This window comes from Prauserella salsuginis, from assembly GCF_024648885.1.
GTDB classification, from domain to species: domain Bacteria; phylum Actinomycetota; class Actinomycetes; order Mycobacteriales; family Pseudonocardiaceae; genus Prauserella; species Prauserella salsuginis.
This window is the reverse complement of sequence record NZ_JANBBF010000013.1, coordinates 354,839-379,859: the sequence shown is the minus strand read 5'-3', so window position 1 is coordinate 379,859 and position 25,021 is coordinate 354,839. Positions and strand designations below refer to the sequence as shown.

General features: G+C 70.9%; 21 protein-coding genes. 8 read left to right on the top strand and 13 right to left on the bottom strand.

What is annotated here, in order from left to right; genetic code table 11:
* The first annotated feature begins 177 nt into the window (after nt 1–177).
* Together LY40_RS22160 and LY40_RS22155 are read left to right on the top strand one after the other, a co-directional pair.
* Nucleotides 178–1,449, top strand: a complete 1,272-nt coding sequence (locus tag LY40_RS22160; RefSeq protein ID WP_258938018.1) for a PspC domain-containing protein — start codon at nt 178–180, stop codon at nt 1,447–1,449.
* Nucleotides 1,442–1,681, top strand: a complete 240-nt coding sequence (locus tag LY40_RS22155; protein ID WP_183779511.1) for a hypothetical protein — start codon at nt 1,442–1,444, stop codon at nt 1,679–1,681. Before LY40_RS22160 ends, LY40_RS22155 begins: the two co-directional genes overlap by 8 nt.
* A gap of 40 nt (nt 1,682–1,721) precedes the next feature.
* Here the strand turns inward: LY40_RS22155 and LY40_RS22150 are convergent, their stop codons facing one another.
* From LY40_RS22150 to guaA, 3 genes are all read right to left on the bottom strand, one after another.
* Nucleotides 1,722–3,359, bottom strand: coding sequence for an FAD-dependent monooxygenase (locus LY40_RS22150; protein WP_258938017.1), 1,638 nt, complete (start codon nt 3,357–3,359; stop codon nt 1,722–1,724).
* Nucleotides 3,360–3,846: 487 nt separating this feature from the next.
* The gene (locus LY40_RS22145; RefSeq protein WP_258938016.1) at nt 3,847–4,626 is read right to left on the bottom strand and encodes an E3 ubiquitin ligase family protein; all 780 of its coding nucleotides are present in this window, start codon (nt 4,624–4,626) and stop codon (nt 3,847–3,849) included.
* 28 nt (nt 4,627–4,654) lie between these two features.
* The gene (gene guaA / locus LY40_RS22140) at nt 4,655–6,235 is read right to left on the bottom strand and encodes a glutamine-hydrolyzing GMP synthase (RefSeq protein WP_258938015.1); all 1,581 of its coding nucleotides are present in this window, start codon (nt 6,233–6,235) and stop codon (nt 4,655–4,657) included.
* A gap of 143 nt (nt 6,236–6,378) precedes the next feature.
* Between guaA and LY40_RS22135 the strand changes: the two genes are divergently transcribed.
* Complete coding sequence (locus LY40_RS22135; RefSeq protein ID WP_258938014.1) at nt 6,379–7,692, top strand: aldehyde dehydrogenase family protein; 1,314 nt, start codon at nt 6,379–6,381, stop codon at nt 7,690–7,692.
* A 150-nt stretch (nt 7,693–7,842) separates the two neighbouring features.
* Here the strand turns inward: LY40_RS22135 and LY40_RS22130 are convergent, their stop codons facing one another.
* The 3 genes from LY40_RS22130 to guaB form a co-directional block, all read right to left on the bottom strand.
* On the bottom strand, nt 7,843–9,612 hold the full coding sequence (locus tag LY40_RS22130; protein ID WP_183779520.1) for a GMC oxidoreductase: 1,770 nt from the start codon (nt 9,610–9,612) through the stop codon (nt 7,843–7,845).
* 381 nt (nt 9,613–9,993) lie between these two features.
* Nucleotides 9,994–11,151, bottom strand: coding sequence for a GuaB3 family IMP dehydrogenase-related protein (locus LY40_RS22125; RefSeq protein WP_183779522.1), 1,158 nt, complete (start codon nt 11,149–11,151; stop codon nt 9,994–9,996).
* A gap of 105 nt (nt 11,152–11,256) precedes the next feature.
* Entirely contained in the window at nt 11,257–12,741 is a 1,485-nt protein-coding gene (gene guaB, locus LY40_RS22120) for an IMP dehydrogenase (RefSeq protein WP_258938058.1), read from the bottom strand.
* A gap of 175 nt (nt 12,742–12,916) precedes the next feature.
* On the opposite strand from guaB, the gene LY40_RS22115 reads away from it, so the two are divergent.
* The gene (locus tag LY40_RS22115) at nt 12,917–13,312 is read left to right on the top strand and encodes a DUF5319 domain-containing protein (protein WP_183779526.1); all 396 of its coding nucleotides are present in this window, start codon (nt 12,917–12,919) and stop codon (nt 13,310–13,312) included.
* A gap of 450 nt (nt 13,313–13,762) precedes the next feature.
* Here LY40_RS22115 and LY40_RS26440 read toward each other — a convergent pair whose 3' ends face one another.
* The 4 genes from LY40_RS26440 to LY40_RS22095 all read right to left on the bottom strand — a co-directional run bounded on the left by LY40_RS26440 (nt 13,763) and on the right by LY40_RS22095 (nt 18,037).
* Nucleotides 13,763–15,256 carry an anti-sigma-D factor RsdA gene (locus LY40_RS26440; RefSeq protein WP_258938013.1) on the bottom strand — a complete coding sequence of 498 codons (1,494 nt, stop codon included), beginning with the start codon at nt 15,254–15,256 and terminating at the stop codon, nt 13,763–13,765.
* A complete protein-coding gene (locus LY40_RS22105) occupies nt 15,257–15,829 on the bottom strand; it encodes a sigma-70 family RNA polymerase sigma factor (RefSeq protein ID WP_183779528.1) in 573 nt (190 codons plus the stop codon).
* Between the two features lie 393 nt (nt 15,830–16,222).
* The gene (locus LY40_RS22100; RefSeq protein WP_030532824.1) at nt 16,223–16,819 is read right to left on the bottom strand and encodes a response regulator transcription factor; all 597 of its coding nucleotides are present in this window, start codon (nt 16,817–16,819) and stop codon (nt 16,223–16,225) included.
* A gap of 129 nt (nt 16,820–16,948) precedes the next feature.
* Entirely contained in the window at nt 16,949–18,037 is a 1,089-nt protein-coding gene (locus LY40_RS22095; RefSeq protein WP_258938012.1) for a hypothetical protein, read from the bottom strand.
* Nucleotides 18,038–18,286: 249 nt separating this feature from the next.
* On the opposite strand from LY40_RS22095, the gene LY40_RS22090 reads away from it, so the two are divergent.
* Nucleotides 18,287–18,586 (top strand): WhiB family transcriptional regulator, encoded by a 300-nt coding sequence (locus LY40_RS22090; protein ID WP_183779530.1) that lies wholly within the window; start codon nt 18,287–18,289, stop codon nt 18,584–18,586.
* Nucleotides 18,587–18,678: 92 nt separating this feature from the next.
* Here the strand turns inward: LY40_RS22090 and LY40_RS22085 are convergent, their stop codons facing one another.
* Nucleotides 18,679–19,296 (bottom strand): TetR/AcrR family transcriptional regulator, encoded by a 618-nt coding sequence (locus tag LY40_RS22085; RefSeq protein WP_183779532.1) that lies wholly within the window; start codon nt 19,294–19,296, stop codon nt 18,679–18,681.
* A 96-nt stretch (nt 19,297–19,392) separates the two neighbouring features.
* On the opposite strand from LY40_RS22085, the gene LY40_RS22080 reads away from it, so the two are divergent.
* On the top strand, nt 19,393–20,130 hold the full coding sequence (locus tag LY40_RS22080; RefSeq protein WP_183779534.1) for an SDR family NAD(P)-dependent oxidoreductase: 738 nt from the start codon (nt 19,393–19,395) through the stop codon (nt 20,128–20,130).
* 316 nt (nt 20,131–20,446) lie between these two features.
* Here LY40_RS22080 and groL read toward each other — a convergent pair whose 3' ends face one another.
* Together groL and groES are read right to left on the bottom strand one after the other, a co-directional pair.
* Entirely contained in the window at nt 20,447–22,066 is a 1,620-nt protein-coding gene (gene groL / locus LY40_RS22075; RefSeq protein ID WP_183779536.1) for a chaperonin GroEL, read from the bottom strand.
* Between the two features lie 81 nt (nt 22,067–22,147).
* A complete protein-coding gene (gene groES, locus LY40_RS22070) occupies nt 22,148–22,441 on the bottom strand; it encodes a co-chaperone GroES (protein WP_030532828.1) in 294 nt (97 codons plus the stop codon).
* 564 nt (nt 22,442–23,005) lie between these two features.
* On the opposite strand from groES, the gene LY40_RS26640 reads away from it, so the two are divergent.
* Nucleotides 23,006–23,698, top strand: coding sequence for a hypothetical protein (locus LY40_RS26640; protein WP_258938011.1), 693 nt, complete (start codon nt 23,006–23,008; stop codon nt 23,696–23,698).
* Nucleotides 23,674–24,969, top strand: a complete 1,296-nt coding sequence (locus tag LY40_RS22060) for an N-acetylmuramoyl-L-alanine amidase (RefSeq protein WP_258938010.1) — start codon at nt 23,674–23,676, stop codon at nt 24,967–24,969. The genes LY40_RS26640 and LY40_RS22060 overlap by 25 nt, the downstream gene beginning before the upstream one ends.
* Nucleotides 24,970–25,021: the final 52 nt, after the last annotated feature.

The window sequence follows — 25,021 nt, the reverse complement described above, 5'->3', positions numbered from 1 at the left end:
CTGTCCATCGTCACAGACTTCGGGGCCGGAATCATCAGGGAAACCCCTGAAGCGCTGCCCGGAGACGGGTACCGGTCCGCGCCGAGCACGCGGGGCCTGCGGCCGTGCCGACCTCGGGGACGGTTTCAGGGTGCTCCCCGATGTGCCGGAGCCGCCGCGAAGCGCATGCTCGTTGTCATGAACAGCACGAGCGGTGCGACCCGGCACCTCGACGGGTTCGAGGCGACGGTCAAGGACTTCTGGGCGAGCAGACCCCGCCGCCCCGCGCAGGGGCGCAAGATCGCGGGTGTCGCCGCGGGGATCGGACTGCGGTACGGCATCGACCCGATCGTCATCCGCGTGGCACTGGTGGTGCTGACGTTCTTCGGCGGCGTCGGGCCTGCGGTGTACCTGCTGGGCTGGCTGTTCCTGCCCGGCGCCGACGACGAGGTGTCGCCGTTCGAGGCGCTCCTCGGCCACGGCGGTAGCGCGACGTCGAAGGTCCTGACGTTGCTGTTGTGCGCGGCGTGCTTCCCGGCGTTCGGATTGGCGTTCGGCGGCACGTGGCTGGACGGCGGCGGCCTCATCGGCCTGGCACTCGTGGTCACGGCGCTGTACCTGATGCACCGCGGCCGCGGGCACCTCAACCGGCCCGTCGCGGCTCGTGCGGGGACGTTCGCCGACCCGACGGCCCCTGAACCCGGCACCCGCGTCGACACGGCCACGGCCGACTGGGACGCCCTGGGTGCGAACCCGATGGGCTGGCATCTCGCCGACCCGTCGACACCCGTTCCCTCACCGCCGCCCGAGGAACCGGAGCGCCCACCGCAGCAACGGCCGCGGCGCCGGCGCTGCGTCTCCAAGGTCACGCTCGTGACGCTGGCGCTGGCGGTGATCACCGCGGGTGTGACGGCGAACGTCCTCGACGCGGCGTGGGGCCCCGCCGAGGTGGCCGCGGCGACGCTGGCCGTGCTCGCAGGAGGGCTGCTGGTCGGCGCGTTCACCGGAGGCGCACGCGGGCTGATCTGGTTCGCCGTGCCGACGGCAGCCGTGGCCGTGCTGACGAGCGCGTGGCCCGCGGGCGGATATCCCGGCGGCGTGGGCGAGATCATCGAGACGCCACGGACCGCGGCGCAGCTCGATCACACTTACGAACGCACCGCGGGTGCGATCGACATCGACCTGACCGAACTCGAGATGGACGAGCGGGCCACTCCTTCCGGCACGGTCCCCGTCGAGGCGCGGGTCGGCACGGGTGACATCACGTTCACCGTGCCGCGCGACGCGGACGTGACCTACGACTGCACGGCCCACACCGGGTCGGCGATGTGTCTGGGAAAGTCGCAGAGCGGCGTGAGCAATCAGAGTCTGGTCGGACGCGACAACGGTGACGACGGTACCGGCGGACCACGGTTCCACCTGGTGCTCGAGACCGGTGTCGGCAACGTGGAGGTGCGGCGCCATGGCTGAGCAGAACCCGTTCGAGCACCCGACCGACTCGGCTGCCACCGGCACGTCCCCCAGGCGGCGGTTCGATCCGCTGTCCCTCGTCGCCGGATTGGCGGCACTCGGCGGCACGGGGTACGTGTTCCTCGACGGACCGGCGTGGATCGGGCACGTCGACCCGCGCTGGCTCATCGCCGGTATCGCGGTGCTCATCGGCGTGGGCATGCTGGCGGCATCACTGCGCAAGGACCGCTGACGCCTCCCGTCCGGCTGTCTCCCGTCCGGCGCGGAGCCGCTCACGCGGCGGCGCCGAACCAGCGCGTGAGCCGCTCCCGCAGGGCGGCGGGACTGCCGCCCGCCCACACGATGTGCCCGTCCGGGCGCAACAGCACCGCAGGCGGAACGCCACACGCATCGCCGTCGGCTGCTGCGTCGCCGTCGGCTGCTGTGTCGGCTGCGGCTCCGTCGGCTGCGGCATCTCGGAGCACGGCATCTCGGAGCACGGTGTCGCCTGCCCGATCGCGTCCGGCGGCGCCCACCCCGGCGGGCTCGGCTCCCCCTGGCTCGACTCCTGGCACACCCGCTCCTGCCGCCCCCGCTCCTGCCGCATCGACCGCGGCGAGCTCGGCGACGTGGTCGACCCGGTCGGCCCACCCTTCGATCGACAACTCTCTCCGCGGGTCGAGCAGCAGTCCCCGCCCCGCGCGGGTGCGCTCGTAGAGCCTGGCGCCGGCCAACGGCACGTCCCGCATCCGCAGGCCCAGCAGGTCGGCGCGTTCCCCGTCGCCCGCGTCGCCGACGTCGTAGCGCACCGCGGTGGCGACGATCTTCTCGGTCAACCGCCGGTTCACCTCGTCGATCTCAATCAACTCGGCGACGAGCCTGCGCACCGCCTGCGACCGCGCGTCGGTCGCCATCAACACCGTCTGGGCTCGCGTGTTGTCGAGCACGTCGGCTGCCACCGGGCGCCGCTCCGACTCGTAGCTGTCGAGCAACCCCTCCGGCGCCCACCCCGCCACCTCGGCGGCGAGTTTCCAGCCGAGGTTGAACGCGTCCTGGATGCCGAGGTTGAGCCCCTGCCCGCCGAGTGGCGGGTGGACGTGCGCCGCGTCGCCCGCCAGCAGGACACGGCCGACGCGGTAGCGCTCCGCGAGCCGCGTGGCGTCGCCGAACCGCGACAGCCACCGCGGTGAATGCACCCCGAAGTCGGTACCCGCGACGGCGACGAGGCGGCTGGCGAGCTCGTCGAGAGTCGGCGGTGTGCGACCGGCTGAGACACCGGCCGCGGGCACGGTGACGCGGTGGACGCCGTCGCCGATCGGGCCGATTCCGAACCGCAGCTGTGTCCTGCGCACCTCGGTCACCACGACCGCCAGCTCCTCGGGCGGGGCCGTCACTTCGACCTCCCCCAGCAGGTTCTCCGTCCGCGTCGGTTCACCGGGGAAGCCGACGCCGAGCAGTTTCCGCACGGTGCTGCGGCCCCCGTCGCAGCCGACGGCGTAGCGGCCGCGCTCGGTCGTCCCGTCGGCCAGCTCCACCGTCACGCCGCCCGCATCCTGCGCGAGGCCGGTCACCTCGTGGCCGCGGCGGATCTCCGCACCCGCCGCTGCGGCGTGCCGTTCGAGCAGCAGGTCGACGACGGGTTGCGGCACTCCGAGGATGTAGGGATGCGTCGTGTCGATGTCGGGCACCGGCCCGGGGATCGCCGCGAACTGACCACCCAGCGGACTCCGCCTGCCACGCTCGAGCAACGGCTCCAAGAGCCCGCGCTGATCCAGCACCTCGATGCTGCGCACATGGAGCCCGAGTGATCGCACCACCGGCGACGGCTCCGGGGCCCGTTCCAACACCAGCACCGACACCTCGTGCAGGCGCAGTTCGGCGGCCAGCATCGCCGCGGTCGGCCCACCGCCGACGACGATCACGTCGTACATGGAAGTCCCCCTGAACAATTGCCGGAAATCGGATTCCCGGCCGGATTCGACGAGACGCAAGTCTGCGCCGCACACCGGGGATTGCCGCAAGCCCAGGGATGCGCTATACCGTGAACATGGCGGGGAAACCCGCCTTTCTCGGCTCTCCCGCTTCCCGCCGCCGCCGGACGCCGGCCCTGCATGCCGCCGATTTCCGGCCACCATCGGGTTTCCAGCCGCACCGGCTCCAGCCACACCGGTTCCAGCCGCACCGGTTCCGGCGGCGTCGGTGCCGACTGCCCCGGTTCTCCGCGGCACCGATTCCGGCGGTCCTGGACCCGGCTACATCGATTCCGGCTACCCCGGTTCTCGACTACTACCCCGGTTCCCGGCTACACCGCCGCCGAACCACAGGACCCGAAGGGCCCGCCAACGCGAAAAACGCCGTGGCCGGCCGGAAACATCTCCGACCTGCCACGGCGTGAACGGATCGCCGACTCGGCGGTTCCTAGGTGACGATCTGCGCGACGATCAACCCGATGCCGATGACGACACCGGCGACCGTGCCGAGCGCCAGCAGCTTGTGCTGCGTCTCGCGGGACTTGCGCAGTTCGCCCTCGGATCGGGTCGAGACGATGAAGTGCCCGCCGTCGGACGGCTTGCCGATGACCAGCGGGCCGATCTTGTCGTGCACCTCACCGAGGACGTACAAGCGGCGCCCCGGGCGGACGATCCACTCCTTGTACTTGTAGCCGATCGTCCGGTTGCCGCCGCCGAAACTGGGCAACCGGATGCCGAACAGTTCGAAGCTGTCGCGGCCGCCTTCGGCCGGTTCGAACCGGTCGACGACCTGTTCGGGGCTGTCGGGGCGTTCGCCGCTCGGGTCGACACCGATGGTGCGGCCCGCCTCGTCGAGCACGGCGAAGCCCGCGTTGGACGAGTGGTCGGTCATCTTCTCGGTACGCCTGCGCGTGCGGCGGTCGCCGTCGCGGTATTCGACGTGCTCGTACTCGCGCTCGACGGTGTAGCGATACCAGACGCATTCCTGCTTCGACAGTTCCGCCGTCAGCACGCCCTCCGGCCGCGGATGCGCCGCACCGACGACCTCGGCGACCTTGCGGAACGACCCCTTCGCACCGAGCTCGTCGGAGACCTTGCGTTCCGCTTCGAGGTCCGGGATCGACAGCGTCTCCGTGCCGATCATCGCGTGCAGCTCGCGTTTGGTGTGCTGCATGAAGAAGAAGGCGGCGACACCCGCCACGATCAGAATCGCGCCTGCGATCCACACGTCCGCTACCCCCGGTTCGTTTCGCGCGTCATTCCCATTCGATCGTGCCCGGCGGCTTGCTCGTCACGTCCAGCACGACCCTGTTGACCTCGGCGACCTCGTTGGTGATGCGCGTCGAGATGCGCTCGAGCACGTCGTAGGGTAGCCGAGTCCAATCGGCTGTCATGGCGTCTTCGCTGGAAACGGGACGCAGCACGACGGGGTGGCCGTAGGTGCGGCCGTCGCCCTGTACGCCGACGCTGCGCACGTCGGCCAGCAGCACCACGGGGCACTGCCAGATGTCGCGGTCCAGTCCGGCGGCCGACAGTTCTTCGCGCGCGATGGCGTCGGCGGCACGCAGCGTGTCCAACCGGTCGCCGGTGACCTCGCCGATGATGCGGATCCCCAGTCCCGGCCCGGGGAACGGCTGGCGCTGCACGATCGTCTCCGGCAGGCCGAGCTCGAGGCCGACGCGGCGCACCTCGTCCTTGAACAGCAGCCGCAGCGGTTCGACGAGCGTGAACTGCAGGTCTTCGGGCAGGCCGCCGACGTTGTGGTGGCTCTTGATGTTCGACGCACCGGTGCCGCCGCCGGATTCGACGACGTCCGGATACAGCGTGCCCTGGACGAGGTACTCGGCGTCGCCCTTCTCCTTCAGGTCACGCGCGGCACGTTCGAAGACGCGGATGAACTCGCGCCCGATGATCTTGCGCTTCTCCTCCGGGTCGCTGACTCCGGCGAGCGCGGTGAGGAACTGGTCACGCGCGTCGACGGTCACGAGGTTGACGCCCGTCGCGGCGACGAAGTCGCGTTCCACCTGCGTGCGTTCGCCCGACCGCAGCAGGCCGTGGTCGACGAACACACACGTGAGCCGGTCCCCGATCGCGCGCTGCACCAGCGCGCCCGCGACGGCCGAGTCGACACCGCCGGACAGGGCGCAGATCGCGTGCCCGTCGTCACCGATCTCGGCCCGGATCCGCGCAACCTGGTCATCCACAATGGACGATGTGGTCCACTGTGGACGAATGCGGGCGATCTCGTGCAGGAACCGACGCAGCACCTCCTGGCCGTGCGGCGAATGCGCCACCTCCGGGTGGTACTGCACCCCCGCGAAGCCGCGGCCGACGTTCTCGAACCCGGCCACCGGCGCACCCTCGCTGCTGGCCGTAACCTCGAAGCCCTCGGGCGCCTTCGTCACACAGTCACCGTGACTCATCCACACCGGATGCCGCGCAGGCAGTTCCTCGTGCAGCCGCCCACCGGAGACGTCGACCTCGGTGCGGCCGAACTCGCGCGTGCCCGTGTGCTCGACCGTGCCGCCCAGCGCCTGCGCCATCACCTGGAAGCCGTAGCAGATGCCGAACACCGGCACGCCCGCGTCGAACAGCGCCGGATCGATACTCGGCGCATCGCCGGCGTACACGCTCGACGGGCCGCCGGACAGGATGATCGCCGACGGATTGCGGTCGAGCATCTCCGCCGCTGTCGCCGTGTGCGGCACGACCTCCGAGTACACCTGCGCCTCCCGCACCCGGCGTGCGATGAGCTGGGCGTACTGCGCCCCGTAGTCCACGACGAGGACCGGGCCCTCGGTGGCGGCGGCCGGACCGGCGGACGTGTTCTCGGGCACGAGCAGGACCTCCTCGCTGCGACATTCGGCTGGCTTCCATCGTCGCAGGTGAGCCGACGACCGTTGCCGCCAGGTGGGCAGCTTCGCCCGGGTGGCACGGCGGGCGTTCGGCGTGGGTGAGCGGGCACACATAGGGTGCGGCCATGAACACAGCAGGCTCGCCGGATTTCGACTTCGATCCCGATGCCGACGACCACGACGAGGCGTACACCCCTCGTCCGCGCGAGGCCTGGATCGCCGGGCGCGCGGAGCAAAGCCCGGACACGACACCCGTCACGCACCCCGCCGACGACACCGAGGTGGCCACCGTCGCCACGCCCTCGCCGGAGCAGATCGCACGCGCCGTCGCCGCGGCGGTGCAACTCGGCCGCATCGACGACGAGGAGCTGCGCACGGGTGCACTGCAGATCGCCGCGGGTGAACTCGAAGCCCGCCACGAAGAGCTGTCGGAACTGATCACCGCGGAGAGCGGCATTCCGCTGCGCTGGGCACAGCAGGAGGTGCACGACGCCGTCGCGGTGCTGCAGTACGCGGCGCGGCATCCATTGCCCCGCGACGGCAGGGTGAGCAGCAACGGCGGGGTGACGACATTGATCCGCGAGATTCCGCGCGGACCGGTGCTCGGCGTCGTGTCACCGGAGGCGCCGTTGCGCAGCGCGGCCCACGCCGTGGCGGCCGCGTTCGCGGTCGGCTCACCGGTGGTCGTCGCGGCGGGCACGGCGACGCCGCTGTCGGCATTGGCACTCGGCGAGGCGCTGGGCGAGGTCGGCATGCCGGAGGGGGCATTCTCGATCCTCCCCGGCGCCGAGCCGGCGGACGGCGACCTGGTCCGGTTGGAGACAGCCGCTCCGCCGCGGGGCGCGGCCGTGGTCGTGACCGACCTCGCCGGCACCGCCGACCATGCCGAGATCGCCGAGCGCATCGCCGTCGCCGCCACCCGACAGGGCGGGATGCGACCGGAGGCGGTGCGACGGGCCGTCGTGTCCTCGGCGGTCGCCGACGCACTGCTGCCTGCACTGACGTCGGCCGTCGAAGCCCAGCCCACCGGCAACGCCTACGACACGTCCGTCTCGGTGAGCCCGCTGCCCGCCGACGTGACCGAGCAGACCGCAGCATGGCTGACCGACACCGTGGCCGCAGGCGCGACCGTGCTGGCGGGCGGCACCTCGGGAGAACCGACGCTGGTCACCGGTACCGAGAACGAACCGGCGGGCGGGCCGGTGTTGGCCGTGACGGTCGCCGACGAGCCCGAGGAGGCACTCGCCGCGGTCTCCGCACCTGGAGCGGCCGCACCGGCGGTGGGACTGTTCACCGGCGACACCGCACTCGCGATGCGTGCGCAGGCCCAGCTGGACGCCGCACGCGTGGTCGTCGGCGACGTTCCCGACTACGACCCGGCCACGGTCCGCATCACCATGCACGCGATCACCACGCCCCAGCTGACGACCCTGACCTGACGCCACCCCGCGTGCCCGTGTTGCGGTCCCGGGACCCGTGTTGCGCTCCCCGGGGCCCCCGAGGGCGCTCCCCGGGGCCCCGAGGGCGCAACACGGCGTCACAGGTGCAGGACACGCGTGCCTGGGTGCAGGACACGCGGCCGGCGGGGGCTACGCCGGGGTGATCGGGAGGCGGAGGGCACCGGGGGCTTCGGCGGGAACGGCCGGGCGACGAGGAGCGACCGGGTCGATCCGCCGGTACGGCTCGCCCTGCGGCGGGCGCGGATCCGCCTCGCCGGCGTTCGGCCAGAACGAGAACGCCCGCTCCGCCTGTGCCGTGATCGTCAGCGACGGGTTCACGCCCAGGTTGGCCGTGATCGCCGAGCCGTCCACGACGTGCAGGTTCGGATAGCCGAAAACCCGGTGGTACGGGTCGATGACGCCTTCCTCGGCGTTCGTGCCGATCGGGGCACCGCCGATGAAGTGGGCGGTCAGCGGGATGTCGAAGATCTCGCCCCACGTGCCGCCCGCGACACCGTCGATGTGTTCCGCCGTGCGCTGCGTGGCCTCGTACCCGGCCGGGATGAACGTCGGGTTCGGCCGGCCGTGCCCCTGCTTCGAGGTGTACCTGCGCCGCCCGAACAGACCCCGCTTGGTGAACGTCGTGATCGAGTTGTCGAGGCTCTGCATGACGAGCAGGATCACCGTCCGCTCGCTCCACTTGTAGCCGTTGAGCATCTTCATGCTCTTGAGCGGGTGCTTGATCATGTACTTGGCCAGCTGCTTCCACCGCGGCTCGGCGAGGCTGCCGTCGGTGGCGATCGTCTGCAGCAGGCTCATCGCGTTGCTGCCCTTGCCGTAGCGCACCGGCTCGACGTGGGTGTCCTCGTCGGGGTGGATCGACGACGTGATCGCGACGCCCCGGCTGTAGTCCCGCTCCGGATCGACGTCGGTGCGTGCGGCGCCGAGGATCGCCTCGGAGTTGGTGCGCGTCAGCTCGCCGAACCGGTTCGACAGCCGCGGCAACGTGCCGTTGTCGCGCATCGCGTGCAGCAGCTTCTGCGTACCCCACGTGCCCGCAGCCATGACGACGTGGCCCGCCGTGACGGTCGTGGTGAACTTCTTCGACGTCGTGCCCGTCTTGCGCAGGTCGACCTCGAACGCCCCTCCCCCGCCGGCTACGCCCTCATTGGCGGGGGTGCCCCCATTTCCACGGGGCCGCACGGCCGTGACCGTCGTCATCGGCACGACATGCGCCCCGCCCTGTTCGGCCAGGTACAGGTAGTTCTTGACCAGCGTGTTCTTGGCGCCCACGCGGCAGCCGGTCATGCAGGACCCGCATTCGGTGCAGCCCGTGCGCGCCGGGCCGGCACCGCCGAAGTACGGGTCGGCGACGTCCTCGCCCGGTTCGCCGAAGTACACGCCCACCGGTGTCGCGTGATACGTATCGGAGACGCCCAGATCCGCGGCCACCTTCTGCATGACCTCGTCGGACGGGGTGACCGTCGGGTTGACGTTCACGCCGAGCATGCGGCTGGCCTGGTCGTAGAACGGCGCGAGCTCGGACTCCCAGTCGGTGATGTGCGACCACTGCGGATCCCGGTAGAACGGCGCGAGCGGCCGGTACAGGGTGTTCGCGTACACCAGCGACCCACCGCCGACCCCCGACCCGGCGAGGATCATGCAGTCGCGCAGCAGGTGAACCCGCTGGATGCCGTAACACCCGAGCTGCGGAGCCCACAGGTAGTTGCGCAGATCCCACGACGTCTTGGCGAAATCCTCGTCGGTGAACCGCTTACCCGCTTCGATGACGCCGACGCGGTAGCCCTTCTCGGTCAGCCGCAGCGCCGCGACGCTGCCGCCGAACCCGGAGCCGACGACCAGTACGTCGTAGTCGAGGTCAGTCCTGCCATCCCCAGCGATGGTGTTACGCGAAGTCACACAAAAACTGTAACCAGCCGGGCAACTTCTGACCAGAGGTAAGTTACCGCCGGGTCAATTCGCATCGTCACATCGCGTGACGTTCTGTGAACACGATGCCGCCGAGGCAGCGAGAGTGCGCATGCCCCAAGGGCACTGTGGTCGCGCGTATCGGGGACAGCCGTGCGGAGCGTGACCGATGAGGCGGCGACGAGAGGCGGGGCACCACGAATCTCCCTCCGTTCCGACGCGACAGCACCGAGTCGGCGGTCCGGTAACGAGGGGAACATTCGGGACTCCCGGCCGCCTCCCGTCTCCACCCAGACGGACGCGCTCCGCGCGGCAGTACTCGAGCTATGCCCCCAAGGTGCCCTTGGGGGCGCCGGCCGACCGGTGGCTCGCTCAGTGACGGACGGTCAGCCCGACGCGCTGGAACTCCTTGAGGTCGGAGTAGCCCGTCTTGGCCAGTGCCCGCCGGAGCGCGCCGAACAGGTTCACCGTGCCGCTCGGGTCCTGCGACGGCCCGTGCAGCAGCGTGCGCAGGTCCACCCCGGTGTGCTCGACGGAGCCGGCCGGGGCCACCCGCGACCGCGGCAGCGACGGGTGCGCCGCTGCCGACGTCCAGTACAGCCCGCGGCCCGGTGCCTCGCTCGCCGCGGCCAGTGGCGCACCGAGCATGACGGCGTCCGCTCCGCACGCGACGGCCTTGGCGATGTCGCCCGAGTGGCGGACCCCGCCGTCGGCGAGCACGTGGACGTAACGGCCGCCGGTCTCGTCCAGGTAGTCGCGGCGCGCGGCCGCGGCGTCGATCAACGCGGTGGCCATCGGGACGCCGATGCCGAGCACCTGGTCCGTGCTGGTGATGCCGGGCGCAGCGCCGTGGCCGACGATGACGCCCGCCGCGCCGGTGCGCATCAGGTGCATCGCCGTGCGGTAGTCGCTGACGCCACCGGCGACGACGGGCACGTCGAGGTCGGCGATGAAGTCCTTGAGGTTCAGCGGGTCGGTGTCGCTCTCCCCGTTGTCCTCCCCCACGTGCTCGGCCGACACGATCGTGCCCTGCACGATGAGGATCTCCACGCCCGCGGACAGCAGGTGCGGAGTGAGCTCGGCGGCGTGCTGGGGGCTCACCCGGGCAGCCACGGTGACGCCCGAGTCCCGCACGGTGCGCACCGCTTCGGTGATCAGGTCGTGCCGGACGGGGGCGGAGTGCAGTTCCTGCAGCCGCTGCACCACCTCGGACGGGGCCGCACCGTCCTTCGCGGCCTCGGCGACCCTGGCGAGCGCGCTGTCGGCGTCGGCGTGCCGCGCCCACAGGCCCTCGGCGTTCAGCGCGGCGAGTCCGCCGAGCCTGCCGATCTCGATGGCCGTGTGCGGCGAGACCACCGCATCCGTGGGGTGCGTCACGAGCGGCAGGTCGAACCGGTAGGCGTCGATCTGCCAGCCGGTCGACACCACCTTCGACGACCGCGTCCGCCGCGACGGCACGATGTCGATGTCGTCGAAGTCGTACGACCGCCGGGCGGTCCGTCCCATGCCGATCTCGACCAGATCCCGCACGTGTAGTCCTCTCTCGCTTCCCGGATTCCGCCGCATCTGCGACGTTCCCCGCTGTCGGGCGGGAACGTGCGGATGCGGCGGCTCAGCCGTGGTTTCGTCGGCGCGTCAGCGCGTCGTGTAGTTCGGCGATTCCACGGTCATCGTCACATCGTGCGGGTGGCTCTCCTTGAGCCCGGCCGCGGTGATCCGCACCAGCTGCGCCCGCTGCATCGCAGGGATCGTCTGCGCTCCCGCATAGCCCATGCCGGATCGCAGCCCGCCCACGAGCTGGTGGACGACGCCGGACAACGGCCCGCGGAACGGGATGCGCCCTTCGATGCCCTCGGGCACCAGCTTGTCCTCGGACAGCACGTCGTCCTGGGCGTAGCGGTCCTTCGAGTACGACCGCGCACCGCCGCGCGAGCTCATCGCGCCGAGCGAACCCATGCCGCGGTAGGTCTTGAACTGTTTGCCGCCGACGAGCACGACCTCACCGGGCGCCTCGGCGGTGCCCGCGAGCAGGCTGCCCAGCATCACGGCCGACGCCCCGGACGCGATGGCCTTCGAGATGTCACCCGAGTACTGGATGCCGCCGTCGCCGATCACCGGCACGCCCGCGGGCCGGCACGCCTTGTCGGCCTCGTGGATCGCCGAGATCTGCGGCATGCCCACGCCGGCGACGACCCGGGTGGTGCAGATCGAGCCGGGGCCGACGCCGACCTTCACGCCGTCCACGCCCGCGTCGACGAGCGCCTGCGCACCCGCGCGCGTGGCGACGTTGCCGCCGACCACGTCGACCGCGTCGCCGAGCTCCTTCTTCAACGTCGCCACCGTGTCGACCACGCCCCTCGAGTGGCCGTGCGCGGTGTCCACGACGAGCACGTCGACGCCCGCGTCGGCGAGCGCCATCGCGCGCTGGTGCCCGTCGGCACCGACGCCGACCGCGGCGCCGACGATCAGCCGCCCGTCGTCGTCCTTGCTGGCGTCCGGGTACTGCTCGGTCTTGACGAAGTCCTTCACCGTGATCAGCCCGCGCAGCTTGCCCGCGCCGTCGACGATCGGCAGCTTCTCGATCTTGTGCTTACGCAGCAGGCCGAGCGCCGCCTCCGCGGTGACGCCGACCTGGGCGGTCACCAGCGGTGCGGGCGTCATGACCTCGCGCACCTGCTTGGAGTGGTCCAGCTCGAACCGCATGTCGCGGTTGGTGATGATGCCCACGAGCTGGCCGGACGCGTCGGTGACGGGCACACCGGAGATGCGGAACCGGGCGCACAGCGCGTCGACCTCGGCGAGCGTGTCGTCGGGCGAGCACGTCACCGGATCGGTCACCATGCCCGCCTCGGAGCGCTTGACGATCTCGACGGCCTGCGCCTGCTCGTCGATCGGCAGGTTGCGCTGCAGCACGCCCATACCGCCCTGGCGTGCCATCGCGATGGCCATCCGCGCCTCGGTGACGGTGTCCATCGCCGCCGACAGCAGCGGGATGCGCAGCGACACGTTGCGGGACACGCGGGTCGACGTGTCGACGGAGCTCGGCACGATGTCCGACTCGGCGGGCAACAACAGCACGTCGTCGAAGGTCAGCCCGAGAAGCGCGAACTTGTCCGCCATCACGGCGGCGTCATCTGCACCACCGGGCACGGCGGCACTGGAGTCGGAGTCGGTGAACTCGCTCGGCATAGGGCGGCGGACCTTCCTCGATGCATGGGGGATGCGGGTGGCTGCACGGGGCGAAACGCCTCGTAATCGATGGTAGCTGGACGGATGGGGGTACCTTCCCGGTACCGTGCAGCCCGTGCCGCACGACGTGTTGCCCCCAGACCCATTCGCCGACGACCCCGACGACCCGGCAAAGGAGATCGCCGAACTCGACGAGCAGTCCGGTGAGCCGATCTCCGAGGAGGAGCGCACCGAACTCCTCTCGGACCTCGCCGACCTGGCCGTTTACCAGGCACTTCTCGAGCCGCGCGGGGTGCGCGGAATCGTGGTGGACTGCGGTGAGTGCGACCTGCCGCACTACCACGACTGGCATCTGCTCCGCGCCAGTCTCGAGCAGCTGCTCGCCGACGGCCGCATGCGTCCCCACGAGCCGGCGTTCGATCCGGACCCCGCCGACTATGTGACGTGGGACTACTGCCGCGGCTTCGCCGACGGCATCACCACGACGGAGAGCGCCTACTGAGCCGCCGCTCCCGCCTGCCGACCGTCCACTGACCTGCGACGGGACGGCCACCGGGTGCGGCGCGACTCCGCGGTACGCCGCGACGAAGCGAGCCAGACCGGCCCGAACCCGGGTGCGCCCGCGACGCTTCTCACACCTGTTCGCGTGTAGCGAACACGAGTGGACGATCCCGGACACGTGCGGTCGGCGACTCGTACCTCTCGCGGTCGGCGGTGGTCCGGGGCACCGCGACCACATCACCGCGGCCGGATGGCTGCGGCCACATCACCGCGACCGGGTGCTCACTACCGGCCTCGAGCGCGGATGACCGCGGGCGCGGGTGGAACAGGGCACCGGCCGGAACGGCCACGATCGGGACGAACACGGCCGGAACACGAAAACGCCCCCGAGGTCACGTTGTGGACCTCGGGGCGTTCCGGTGTCGCAGTCGTTTCAGTTGAAGCAGTCGTCTCAGTTGGAGCTGCCGGACAGGGCGGGCGACACGTATGACCCGCTGTCGCTGCCGCCCGACGAGCGATCCGGCTCGTCGCTCGTCTCCGTGGACGGAGGCGGAGTCTCCGAGCTCGGGGTGCTCGAGGTGGTGTCGTCCGGCTCACTGGTCGTCGAGTCGTCCGGGTCCGTCGGCGTGGTGTCGGTCGGGTCGTCCGGCCCGGGCTGCGGGTGGGACCCGGTCGGCGACGACGAGTCCGGCGACGAGGGGTCCCGCGAGGTCGAACTCGACGACGAACCGTCGGTCGACGATTCCGGCACAGGCCGTTCACCCTCGTCCGGGTGCCCCTGCAGCCGTTGCATCAGCTGCATGTGCCGCGCCTTGAGCTGCGCGGCCTCCTCGGTGGCGGTGACGTTCTTCAGGTCCTGCTCGGCCTGGGAAAGCGCGGAGCGGGCCTCGTCGTACCGGTCCGAAGCGAGCGCGAGCCGCGCATCGTCCATCGACGAGCGCACCGACGCGGCCGCCTCGACCGATCGGGCGTGGTCGGTGTAGAGCACCTTGCTCAGGCCCCACAGGGTGTCGCCGGGCTGGGCGTCACGTGCGGCGAGAGCCGTGCCCGTGAACCCGATGGCCAGCACCGCGGCGGCCGCCGCGACCGGTACCATGAACCGCCGCTTGTGGCCGCGGCCCGCGTGCCGCTTCGCCAGCGAGGCGGTCCTGATCTCCGTGGCGGCGGTGTCGGCGTCGATCAGCTCGGGGATGCGTTCACTGTCGATGTCCCTTCGCCACGCGAGCAGCAGTGCGCCCAGCTCGGCGTCGCCCATTTCGTCGGCGACCTTCGCGTCGGGCCCGCCGAGCGCGTCGAGCAGCGCGTCGTCGGCCTGCACAGCCGTCAGGTCCGCGGCGGCCGTGGCGAGTTCGGCACCGTCGGTGCCGTTCACCGGCTCCCCGGTCTCTGAGTCCCCTGCCTCGAAGTCCCCGGTGTCGGTGAGCTGGGTGTCGGCGGGCTCGGCCGCCCACGCGGGCGTGATGGTGACCACCCCGGCGAGGTCGTCACCGTCGGCGGCGTCGCTTGCCTCGGTGTCGCTTGCCTCGGTGTCGCCCGTCTCGGCGTCGCTTGCCTCGACGTCGGTCGTCTCGGTGTCGCCTGTCTCGGCGCCATCAGCCTCAGCGCCCTCGGCCTCGGCCGCATCGGCGCCGGCAGCGTCGGTTCCGGCTTCGTCGGTTCCGGCAGCGTCGGTTCCGGCTTCGGAGTCGTCTGCAGCGTCCTGGTCCGTCGCGGCCTCGTCCGTCGCCGGGTCGGACGCCGCGTCGTCCGCGCCACCGGCGGTGTCGCCGGCCGCAGCGGTGTCGCCGGCCGCAGCGGTGTCGCCGGCCGCAGCGGTGTCGCCGGCCGCGGCCGGGTCGGCAGCGGTGCCGGCGATGTTGGTCTCGGCGTACTCGACCGCTCCGGCGTCGGCGGCGTCGCGTTCCGGCTCGTCGGCCGAACCGGCAGGACCGGTGTGTTCCGTCACTCAGACCACCTCCTCAGCGGCCAGCACCTTGCGCAGCCGCGCGAGAGCACGGTGCTGAGCGACCCGGACCGCGCCGGGGGTCGAGCCCACGGCCTCCGCGGTCTCCTCCGCGGACAGTCCGACGACCACACGCAACACCACGATCTCGCGTTGTTTCTCCGGCAGGACCTGCAGCAGTTTCGTCATGCGCTCGTTCAGTTCACCCTGGATGGCGAACTGTTCGGGGCCGACGTCACGCTCCATCTCGTCCGGCACTTCGGCGACCGGCTCCGCCTTGTTGCGGTGGGCCGCGCGGTGTGCGTCGGCCACCTTGTGGGCGGCGATGCCGTAGACGAACGCCAGGAAGGGTCGTCCCTGGTCGCGGTAGGAGGGCAGAGCGGTAAGCACCGCGAGACACACCTCCTGAGCCACGTCGTCTGCCGAAGCGTACGAACGCTCCTGCCTGCCAACACGGGCGCGGCAGTACCGCACCACAAGGGGGCGGATCGAAGCGAGCAGTCGCTCGACCGCTTGTTGATCTCCCTCAACAGCGGCGGCGACCGACTCGTCCAGTCCATCCCCCACAGTGGCCATCGCAGACAACGATCCCGGTGTTACGTCTCGGTGTGCATGAAAAGCGGCGCGCGGGCTTAGCGGTCCCTCACGCCGGTGACGTGACCACAGTACCCGGCCACTCCTTGAGTTCCGCGTGAGTTCCCGGTGGTCGCTCGAGCAGGTGACATGGCCCACGAACGGGCTACCGCCGGGACGTTCCACGTCTCACGCGAACACACTGCGTCCGTCGTGACGGGCGGCCGTGTGGGCGATGCAGCAGCGCTCACAGCATCGCCGTCGGCCACGGTACCGGCTACACGCACACGACGGGGCGTGGCATGTCGCCATGCCACGCCCCGTCGGCGTCGTCCCCGGGCAGCGGGTTACTGCGGCAGCAAGTGCCTGTGGTGCAGAGTCGGATCAGGCCACGTGTCAGGCCACGAGGCCACGACGGAAGCCGTGCGCGACGGCCTGCGCCCGGTCGCGCACGCCGAGCTTGCGGAACAGCCGGCGCGCGTGTGTCTTCACGGTGTCCTCGGACAGGTACAGCTCACGGCCGATCTGGCCGTTGCTCTTGCCCTGGGCCATGCCGCGCAGCACCTGCAGCTCGCGTTCGGTGAGCTGCACGCCCGGGTCGGCGGGCTGCCGCTGAGCAGGCACGGACGTGCTGGCGAGCGTGTGCGCAAGGGCGGCGACGAGCTCGGGGCGCGAGGCGTCCCAGCGCAGGTAGCCGCGGGCGCCGCCCGCGATGGCCGCTGCAATGCTGCCCGCGTCGTCCGGGGCGCCGAAGACGATCACGTTCGCCTGCGGGTTCGCCGACACGAGACGACGCGTGGCCTCCACTCCGGTGGGCACGGCGCGCTGCGTGCCCACGAGCACGACATCGACCGGCTGCCGGGAGTACCGGGCCAGCAACTCGTCACCGTGCGCTACGCAGTCGATGCGGCTGACGCCAGGCACAGCGGACATCACGCGGGTGAGGCCTTCGCGGACACTGCGTCGGTCGTCGCAGATCAAGACCGTAGTCACGGGGGTTCCTTCCTGCAGCCGGGTGACGTACTACCCCCACTATCGGACGCTTTAGGCCGGACCTTGACACGATCTGGTGGCTTTTTTGAAATTTCTCTGACCCGGATGCCGGAACGGCAGGTCGCGGGCTCACGCCGGGACCCACGGCGACTCCACCGCGAGTCTGCGCAGTTCGGGATCGACCCTCGGTAACAGTGCGTGTACCTCACGCGTGGCACGGCGGCGATGCTCGTCGGCGCCCGCCGGATCGGTCTCGGCGGCGAGCAGCCGGGCCGGCCACGACAACGACACGAACCCGTGGGCGTCGATCACCGTGAGCGCCGAGGCCACCAGTTCCGCGGCCCGGGCCGGGTCGGACCCCGCCGCCAACAGTGCCGCGGCGAGCACGAGTTCCGTCTTGGCCCGATGCCGCACCGGTGTCGCGCGGGATCCGGAGCGGAGGAGGTGCAACGCGGCCTCGGCCGAGGCGACCGCCGTCGCCGGGTCGCCACCGGCGAGCGCCGCTTCGGCCCCGACCCACGCCGCGCGCACCCGTGAGCGCACGCTGCCGCCACCGTTCCCGAAGGCCGCGTCGAGTCCGGCCGTGACCTCTCCCACGAGACGGCGTGCCAGCGCGGGCCTGCCGAGCGCGAGCTGGTCGGCGGCCAGCCCGAGCAGGGCGTCGGCCCACGCGCCGGCGACGTCGACACCGTCCGCGTCGGCCGCGATCCCCACGGCGTCGGTCCCGGTCGCGGGGCCCTGTCCGGCCACGGCGTTCCGGCCCGCAGTCCGGCCCGCGGCCTTCCGGCCCGCTGCCTTCCGGCCCGCAGTATTCCGGCCCGTAGCGTCCCCGTCAGCGGCGTTCCGGTCCGCGGAGTCCGCGTCTACTCCCGCAACGGATTCCCCGGCCGCGGGCACGAGGGGCAGGCCCGCCACGGCGGCGAGTGCCGCACCGTCGGCGGGCAGGGCCGCGGCGTGCCCGCCGAGCTGACGGCGGTGCGAAGCGATCGTGCTCGCGGCGAGAGAGGCGATCACGACGTCCCGGCTGTGCCGCAGGCGGCGCAACAGCGTCGTCGCGGCGGCATACCGGCCGCGCGCGCCGAGCACGACAGCGGCCAGCCAGCACTCACGGTCGGTGCGAGCGCCGGAAGCCGTACCGGCGATCCGATGATCCGGTGTGGCGGTCGACTCACCCGGGTCGCCAAACGCGATCCGGCGAAGGTGGTTCTCGAGAGTCACCGCCTCATCCTGCCGCCGAACACGCTCCGTGCCACAGGCCGGCCACGGGCCGCCGGGCGAACGAGGAACCCCGACGAAAAACCAACACTGTGTCTGCTATCACACCTGCGGGGGATGCCTAACGAATGAATCCTCTTGTCAATCACTTGAACAACTTTTGCCACACTTCTAACGTGCACCTCGTTGCACCGAATGGAGTAGTCGTAGCTGATCCGGTTACGTGGAACCGGATTCGACGAGGGGACACCGATGGCGGATATCCGCAGGCTTCCCGGCCCGAATGCCGATATCTGGGACTGGCAGCTCGAAGGATCGTGCCGGGGCATGGACAGCGGCTCATTCTTCCACCCCGACGGGGAGCGGGGCCCGGCAAGGGCGCGACGGGAGGCCAGAGCAAAGGCGGTGTGCCGAGCGTGTCCGGTGCTGGAGCTGTGCCGGGAGCACGCCCTCGCGGTCCACGAACCCTACGGCGTGTGGGGCGGTCTGTCGGAAAGCGAACGGGAGCACATCATCCGTAACGAACAACGCTCGCTGACCGTCGTAATGTGAACCTCTTTTCGGAGGGGGATGAAGAAAGGGGCGCCCGGCCGGGCGCCCCTTTCTTTTCGCCGAACTGTCTTTCTCGCAAACTATTCGCCAAACTATCTTTCCCGCGAGCGATCTCGCCGATCGGGCCAGGCGTTCATCGCGATGTCGACAATCGATCGCAACTCGTCCGCCGAACGGCCATCCCGCGCCAGATTCGACAGCCCGTTCCGGACGGTCTCGCAGAAGCCCACGAGCGCGTCGAGGTCGACATCGGCAGGAAGTTCACCCTCCGTGACCGCCCGCCGGAGGCGCGCGGCGATCCGCTCCCGGGTCGCACGCCGCTGCCCCGCGAGGAACTCCCGCACGGCGTCGTTGCCGGGGGCACAGTTCGTCGCCGCGTCCACGATCATGCACCCGCGAGGCAGCGCCGGATCGGTGTAGAGCCCGACGTTCGCCAGGAGCATCGCCTCGACGGCGCGCCATACGGCCGGTTCCCGGTCGAGCTCGTTCACCGCCTGCCAGCCGTAGTGGCGCACGTAGTGCTCCACGGCCTCCCGGAACAACGCCTCCTTGCCACCGAAAGCGGCATACAGGCTGGGGGATCCGATCCCCATCGCCGCGGTGAGGTCGGACACCGACGTGGCCTCGTAGCCGTACTCCCAGAACACGCGCATCGCGGTGTCGAGCGCGGCGTCCCGGTCGAACGCCCTCGGGCGACCTCGGGGTGACATAGCCCTCTTTCTGTATGGATCGACACAAAAAAGCTTGACCCAGTCATCCTACGCGCCCTATTTGTATATCGATCGACACAGAAATGGAGCTCGTGCATGACACTGGCAGGCAAGGTCGCACTCGTCAGCGGCGGCAGCAGGGGTATCGGTGCGGCGATCGCCACCAGGCTCGCCGCCGACGGTGCCGACGTGGCGTTCACCTACACCTCGGCGGAGCAGCAGGCAGGCGAGGTCGCAGCGCGGATCGAGTCGCACGGCCGGAAGGCGCTGGCGATCCGCGCCGACAGCACCGACGCCGACGCGGTGGCGGACTCGGTCCACCGCACGGCCGAGACTCTCGGCGGCGTGGACATCCTCGTCAACAACGCGGGCGTCTTCCCGACCGCGACGATCGACGAGCTCACCGTGGCGGAGATCGACCGGACTCTGGCGATCCACGTCCGCGCCGTGCTGGTGGCCACCCAAGCCGCAGCCCGGCACCTCCCCGACGGCGGCCGGGTGATCAACATCGGCAGCGGCCTCGCAAGCCGCGTGCCCGGTCCCGGACTCAGCCTCTACTCGGCGAGCAAGTCGGCACTCGACGGGCTCACCCGCGGCCTCGCCCGCGACCTGGGCCCGCGCGGTATCTCGGCCGTCGCGGTGCACCCGGGTTCGACGGACACCGACATGAACCCGGCGGGCGGCCCGCGTGCCGAGGCCCAGAAGGCCGGACGGGCACTCGCCGAGTACGCGACGCCCGGCGACGTCGCCGCGACCGTGGCGCATCTGGCCGGTGAGGGCGGACGGTTCATCACCGGCAGCGGCATCCTGATCGACGGCGGCGCCAACGCCTGAGCACGCGGTACGCCCGTGCCCACGCCCCCCAGCGTCATCGAGGACAGCACCGGTTGCGGCCGGCACCATCACGGACAACGCCGCCGCGGACGGCGTCATGGTGCAGCCGGTGCCGTTCGCGGACACGACGCTGGTGGTCACCGCCGTCGTGGACACGGCACCCGCGGGCGTGGGCGCGCCGACCTGCGCTGGCACGGCGCTCGCCGAGGCCCGCACCCGCCGTGCGGACACCGCCGGAAACACAAGCGGGGCGGCACTCCGAGTTGGAGTGCCGCCCCGCCGGGGTGTGTCTACGCGAGACGTCGCCGAAGTGACGTCAGTGCGCGTGGCCGTGACCGTGGCCGGCGTCCTCGTCCTCGTCCTCCTCGGGCTTCTCGACCACGGAGCCCTCCGTGGTGAGCACGAGGCGGGTGATGGACGCGGCGTTGGCCACCGCGGAACGCGTCACCTTGACCGGGTCGACGACACCGGCCGCGAGCAGGTCCGTGAGCTCGCCGGTCGCGGCGTTGAGGCCCTGGCCCCACTCCTGCTCCTTGACCTTCGACACCAGCACCGCGGCCTCGTGGCCCGCGTTGCTGGCGATCCAGTACAGCGGAGCGGTGAGCGCCTCCCGGACGATCTTGACGCCCGTGGCCTCGTCGCCGGTGAGGCCGAGGTTGCCCTCGAGCTCCTTCGACGCGTGGGCCAGCGCGGAACCACCGCCGGGCACGATGCCCTCCTCGACGGCCGCCTTGGTGGAGGCCACGGCGTCCTCGATGCGGTGCTTGCGCTCGTTCAGCTCGGTCTCGGTGGCCGCACCGACCTTGATGACCGCGACGCCGCCGCCGAGCTTCGCGAGCCGCTCCTGGAGCTTCTCGCGGTCCCAGTCGGAGTCGGTCGCCTCGATCTCGCTGCGGATCTGGGAGACCCGGTCGGCGATGGCATCCTTGGAGCCGGCACCGTCGACGATGGTCGTCGCGTCCTTGGTGATCTCGATGCGACGGGCCTGGCCCAGCACGTCGATGCCCGACTCGGACAGCTTCATGCCGATCTCGCTCGAGATGACCGTGCCGCCGGTGACGACGGCCAGGTCGTCCAGGAACGCCTTGCGGCGGTCACCGAAGAACGGCGCCTTGACGGCCACGGCGCTGATCGTCTTGCGCAGCGAGTTGACGACGAGCGTGGACAGCGCCTCGCCCTCGACGTCCTCGGCGATGATCAGCAGCGGCTTCTTGGTCTCGGCGACCTTCTCCAGCAGCGGGAGCAGCTCGTTCAGCGACGAGATCTTCTCCCGGTGCAGCAGCACGTAGGCGTTCTCGAGGATCGCCCGCTGCTCCTCCGGGTTGGTCGCGAAGTGCGCCGACAGGAAGCCCTTGTCGAACTGCACGCCCTCGGTGATGTCGAGCTCGGTGGCCATCGTGGAGGACTCCTCCACGGTGATCACACCGTCCTCACCGATCTTCTCGACGGCCTCGCCGAGCAGGGCGCCGATGTTGGCGTCCCGCGACGTGACCGTGCCGACCTGGGCGATGTTGTCGCGGCCCTTGACCGGGGTGGCCTTGCTCTTCAGGAACTCGACCACGTGGTCCGCGGCCTTCTCCATCCCGGCGCCGAGCGCGGCCGGGTTCGCACCGGCGGCCACGTTGCGCAGGCCCACCTTGACCAGCGACTGTGCGAGCACGGTCGCCGTCGTGGTGCCGTCGCCCGCCACGTCGTTCGTCTTCGTGGCGACGCTCTTGGCCAGCTGGGCGCCGAGGTTCTCGAACGGTTCGTCGATCTCGATGTCACGGGCGACGGTCACGCCGTCGAGCGTGACCGTCGGGCCGCCGAACTGCTTGTCCAGGACGACGTGCCGGCCACGCGGGCCGAGCGTCACCTTGACGGCGTTGGCGAGCTTGTCGACCCCGCGCTCGAGCGCGCGACGAGAATCCTCGTCGAAATTGATCTGCTTAGGCATTGAGGAACCTCTCTCCGGGCACGCGAAACGCCCCGACCCCCGGCGTCAGCGGGGCCCGGGGCGTCAACGCATAGCGGGTCGTCAGTTGACGACGGCCAGCACGTCGCGGGCGGACAGGATCAAGTACTCCTCGCCGTTGTACGTGACTTCGGTGCCGCCGTACTTGGAGTAGATGACGACGTCGCCCTCGTTCACGTCCACCGGGACGCGGTTGCCCTTGTCGTCGACACGGCCCGGGCCGACGGCCAGAACCTTGCCCTCCTGGGGCTTCTCCTTGGCGGTGTCCGGGATGACGAGACCGGAAGCCGTCGTCTCCTCGGCCTCGCTCCTCTGGACAACGATCTTGTCCTCGAGCGGTTTGATGTTCACGCTCACCGGGTTGACCTCCACGGGTCTAAGAAAGCGTTGGCAGGTACCTATTGGGTACGGCGCCTACCACCCCGCCGTCGCGGGTGCCGGGGCGTGTGTGGTGCCGTTTCGATTAGCACTCTAGCCATGGGAGTGCTAGCCGCGCAAGCAGGGTCCACAACCGGCCCGATCGGCGCCTTCGCCGCGCGCGCACTCCCCGTGATGGCACGTCGTCACTCGTCGCGCGGTGCCCTGCGCCCCGCGGGCCCGCCTACCGTTGACGGCCTCCCGGTGGACGACACGGACAAGGGACGGTGATCCGAATGGGTGGCTGCAACTGCTGCAGTGCGTGTACCGGCCACGGATGCGGGTGCTGCGCCAGCTGCTGCTGACGGCCCCGCGTATCGACGGCCCCCGACCACACGTCGGGGGCCGTTCGCCGTCCGGGCCCCGGTTTGCGGGCGCCCCGGTTGCCCCAAGGGCACCGCCGTGTCATGCGGACGGGCGATACGTCCCGGAGGAAAGTTCGTTCCACGATGCACGGACTGTCGGTACCTTCCTCACACCACATCGCCGGTGAGGAGTGAACGCATGGACACCTTCCCTCGACGTACCGCGCTGCGCGCCGCCGGAACCGCCGGCCTCGCCGCAACGACCGCGGGACTGTCCGCCATGCCCGCCGCGGCAGACGTCGCGGGGAGGAACGCTCGCCAGCGTGCGTTCACCGCGGCCGCTGCCGAGTTCGGAGTACCGGAACGGGTACTGCTGGCCGTGTCGTACCTCGAGTCACGCTGGGACGACCACGGCGGCCGCCCGAGCAGCGGCGCCGGGTACGGCCCGATGCACCTCACCGACCTGCGCACGGCCGCGGCGGGCGGCAGCCACCACGACAGCCACGGCAGCGCGGCCACGGGCGGCGACACCGCCGTCGAGGATCCGCGCGGCGACACCGCACGGACCGCGCTGCGGCCCACCTCGCCCGCCGACGGGCAGCCGGCCGCACGGTTGCAGACCATCGACCTCGCCGCCGAACTCACCGGTGTCGACAAAACGACACTGCGCACCGACCCTGCGGAGAACATCCGCGGCGGCGCCGCGATCCTCGCCGACTACCACCGCCGCACCGGGGCCGCGGCTCCGAACCCGGCGACTTCTACGGCGCGGTCGCCCGCTACAGCGGCGCCGACGACGAGGCGACGGCGGCCTTCTTCGCCGACGAGGTGTTCACCGTCCTTGCCGAAGGTGCCGAGCGCGTCACCGTGGACGGCGAAACGGTGCGGCTGACCGGGTCCGCCGCGCGCCCCGACCGCACCCAGCTGCGCTCCCTCGGCCTGCGCACCGCCCCCGCCGCGCCACCGGAGGGCCCCGACGACCTGCCCGTCGAGTGGATCCCCGCGCCGTACGAGCAGCTCTCCGACGACCCCGGCCACTACGGCAACCACGACCAGGCGCGCCGTCCCGGCAGCCAGCGCATCACGCACATCGTCATCCACGACACCGAATGCGAGTACGACGTCGCACTCGGCCTGGTGCAGGACCCGGAGTACGTGTCGTGGCACTACACGATCCGCTCCTCCGACGGCCACGTCGCACAGCACGTGCGCACCGAGGACGTCGGGTGGCACGCGGGCAACTGGTACCTCAACGCCAAGTCGATCGGCATCGAGCACGAGGGGTTCGCCGCCGAGCCCGCCTGGTACACGGAGGCGATGTATCGCGCGTCGGCGAAGCTCGTGCGGCATCTGGCGCGCCGGTTCCGCATCCCGCTGGACCGCCAGCACATCATCGGGCACGACAACGTGCCGGGCACCACCCCGGACAACGTCGCCGGCATGCACTGGGATCCGGGCCCGTACTGGGACTGGGCGCACTACTTCGAGCTGCTCGGAGCCGAGCTGCCGACGTGGCGCGCCGACACCGGGCTCGTGGTGATCCTGCCGGACTTCGACACGAACCACGTACCGTTCCACGGCTGCGACGCCGACGATCCGTCCGCCGCCTGCCCCGTCACCGGCTCGGCGATGGTCATGCTGCGGACCGAACCCCGCGACGATGCGCCGCTGCTGAGCGACCCGGCGCTGAACCCCGACGGCTCCCCGCAATCGATGCACCTGTCCGACTGGGGCAGCCGCGTCGTGACCGGCCAGGTGTACGCGGTCGCCGGGTCGGACGGCGACTGGACGGCGATCTGGTTCAACGGCACGAAGGCGTGGCTGAAGAACCCTGCTTCGGCGCGCGTCGCACGGCCGGCGCTCGGCGTGGTGGCCGCGCCGAAGGCCGGTTCGGGGCGGATCCCCGTCTACGGGCGGGCGTATCCGGAGGAGAGTGCCTACCCCGACGACGTGCCGCCGCAGGAGCTCGCACCGCTGCAGTATTCGATCCCCGAGGGCCAGCGCTACGCCGTCGGCCCGGTCCTGGACTCGGAGTACTACCACGCGAAGACCTACGACGAGTCCCAGCACGTCGTCGTCCGCGGGGAGAAGTACGCCCAGGTGCAGCTCGGCCACCGCGTCGCCTACGTCAGGCTCGCCGACGTCGACACCTGGCACGTCTAGGGCTAGCCTCCGGGCCTCCTGCACTCAACACCGCGTGTCCTGCACTCAACAC

Bases quoted from the DNA above. Each gene is read 5' to 3' on its own strand.
- LY40_RS22160 (WP_258938018.1), top strand. From the start codon at position 178: ATGAACAGCACGAGCGGTGCGACCCGGCACCTCGACGGGTTCGAGGCG.
- LY40_RS22155 (WP_183779511.1), top strand. From the start codon at position 1,442: ATGGCTGAGCAGAACCCGTTCGAGCACCCGACCGACTCGGCTGCCACC.
- LY40_RS22150 (WP_258938017.1), bottom strand. From the start codon at position 3,359: ATGTACGACGTGATCGTCGTCGGCGGTGGGCCGACCGCGGCGATGCTG.
- LY40_RS22135 (WP_258938014.1), top strand. From the start codon at position 6,379: ATGAACACAGCAGGCTCGCCGGATTTCGACTTCGATCCCGATGCCGAC.
- guaB (WP_258938058.1), bottom strand. From the start codon at position 12,741: ATGGCGGACAAGTTCGCGCTTCTCGGGCTGACCTTCGACGACGTGCTG.
- LY40_RS22105 (WP_183779528.1), bottom strand. From the start codon at position 15,829: ATGGCCACTGTGGGGGATGGACTGGACGAGTCGGTCGCCGCCGCTGTT.
- LY40_RS22090 (WP_183779530.1), top strand. From the start codon at position 18,287: ATGGCGGATATCCGCAGGCTTCCCGGCCCGAATGCCGATATCTGGGAC.
- LY40_RS22085 (WP_183779532.1), bottom strand. From the start codon at position 19,296: ATGTCACCCCGAGGTCGCCCGAGGGCGTTCGACCGGGACGCCGCGCTC.
- LY40_RS22080 (WP_183779534.1), top strand. From the start codon at position 19,393: ATGACACTGGCAGGCAAGGTCGCACTCGTCAGCGGCGGCAGCAGGGGT.
- groL (WP_183779536.1), bottom strand. From the start codon at position 22,066: ATGCCTAAGCAGATCAATTTCGACGAGGATTCTCGTCGCGCGCTCGAG.
- LY40_RS26640 (WP_258938011.1), top strand. From the start codon at position 23,006: ATGGACACCTTCCCTCGACGTACCGCGCTGCGCGCCGCCGGAACCGCC.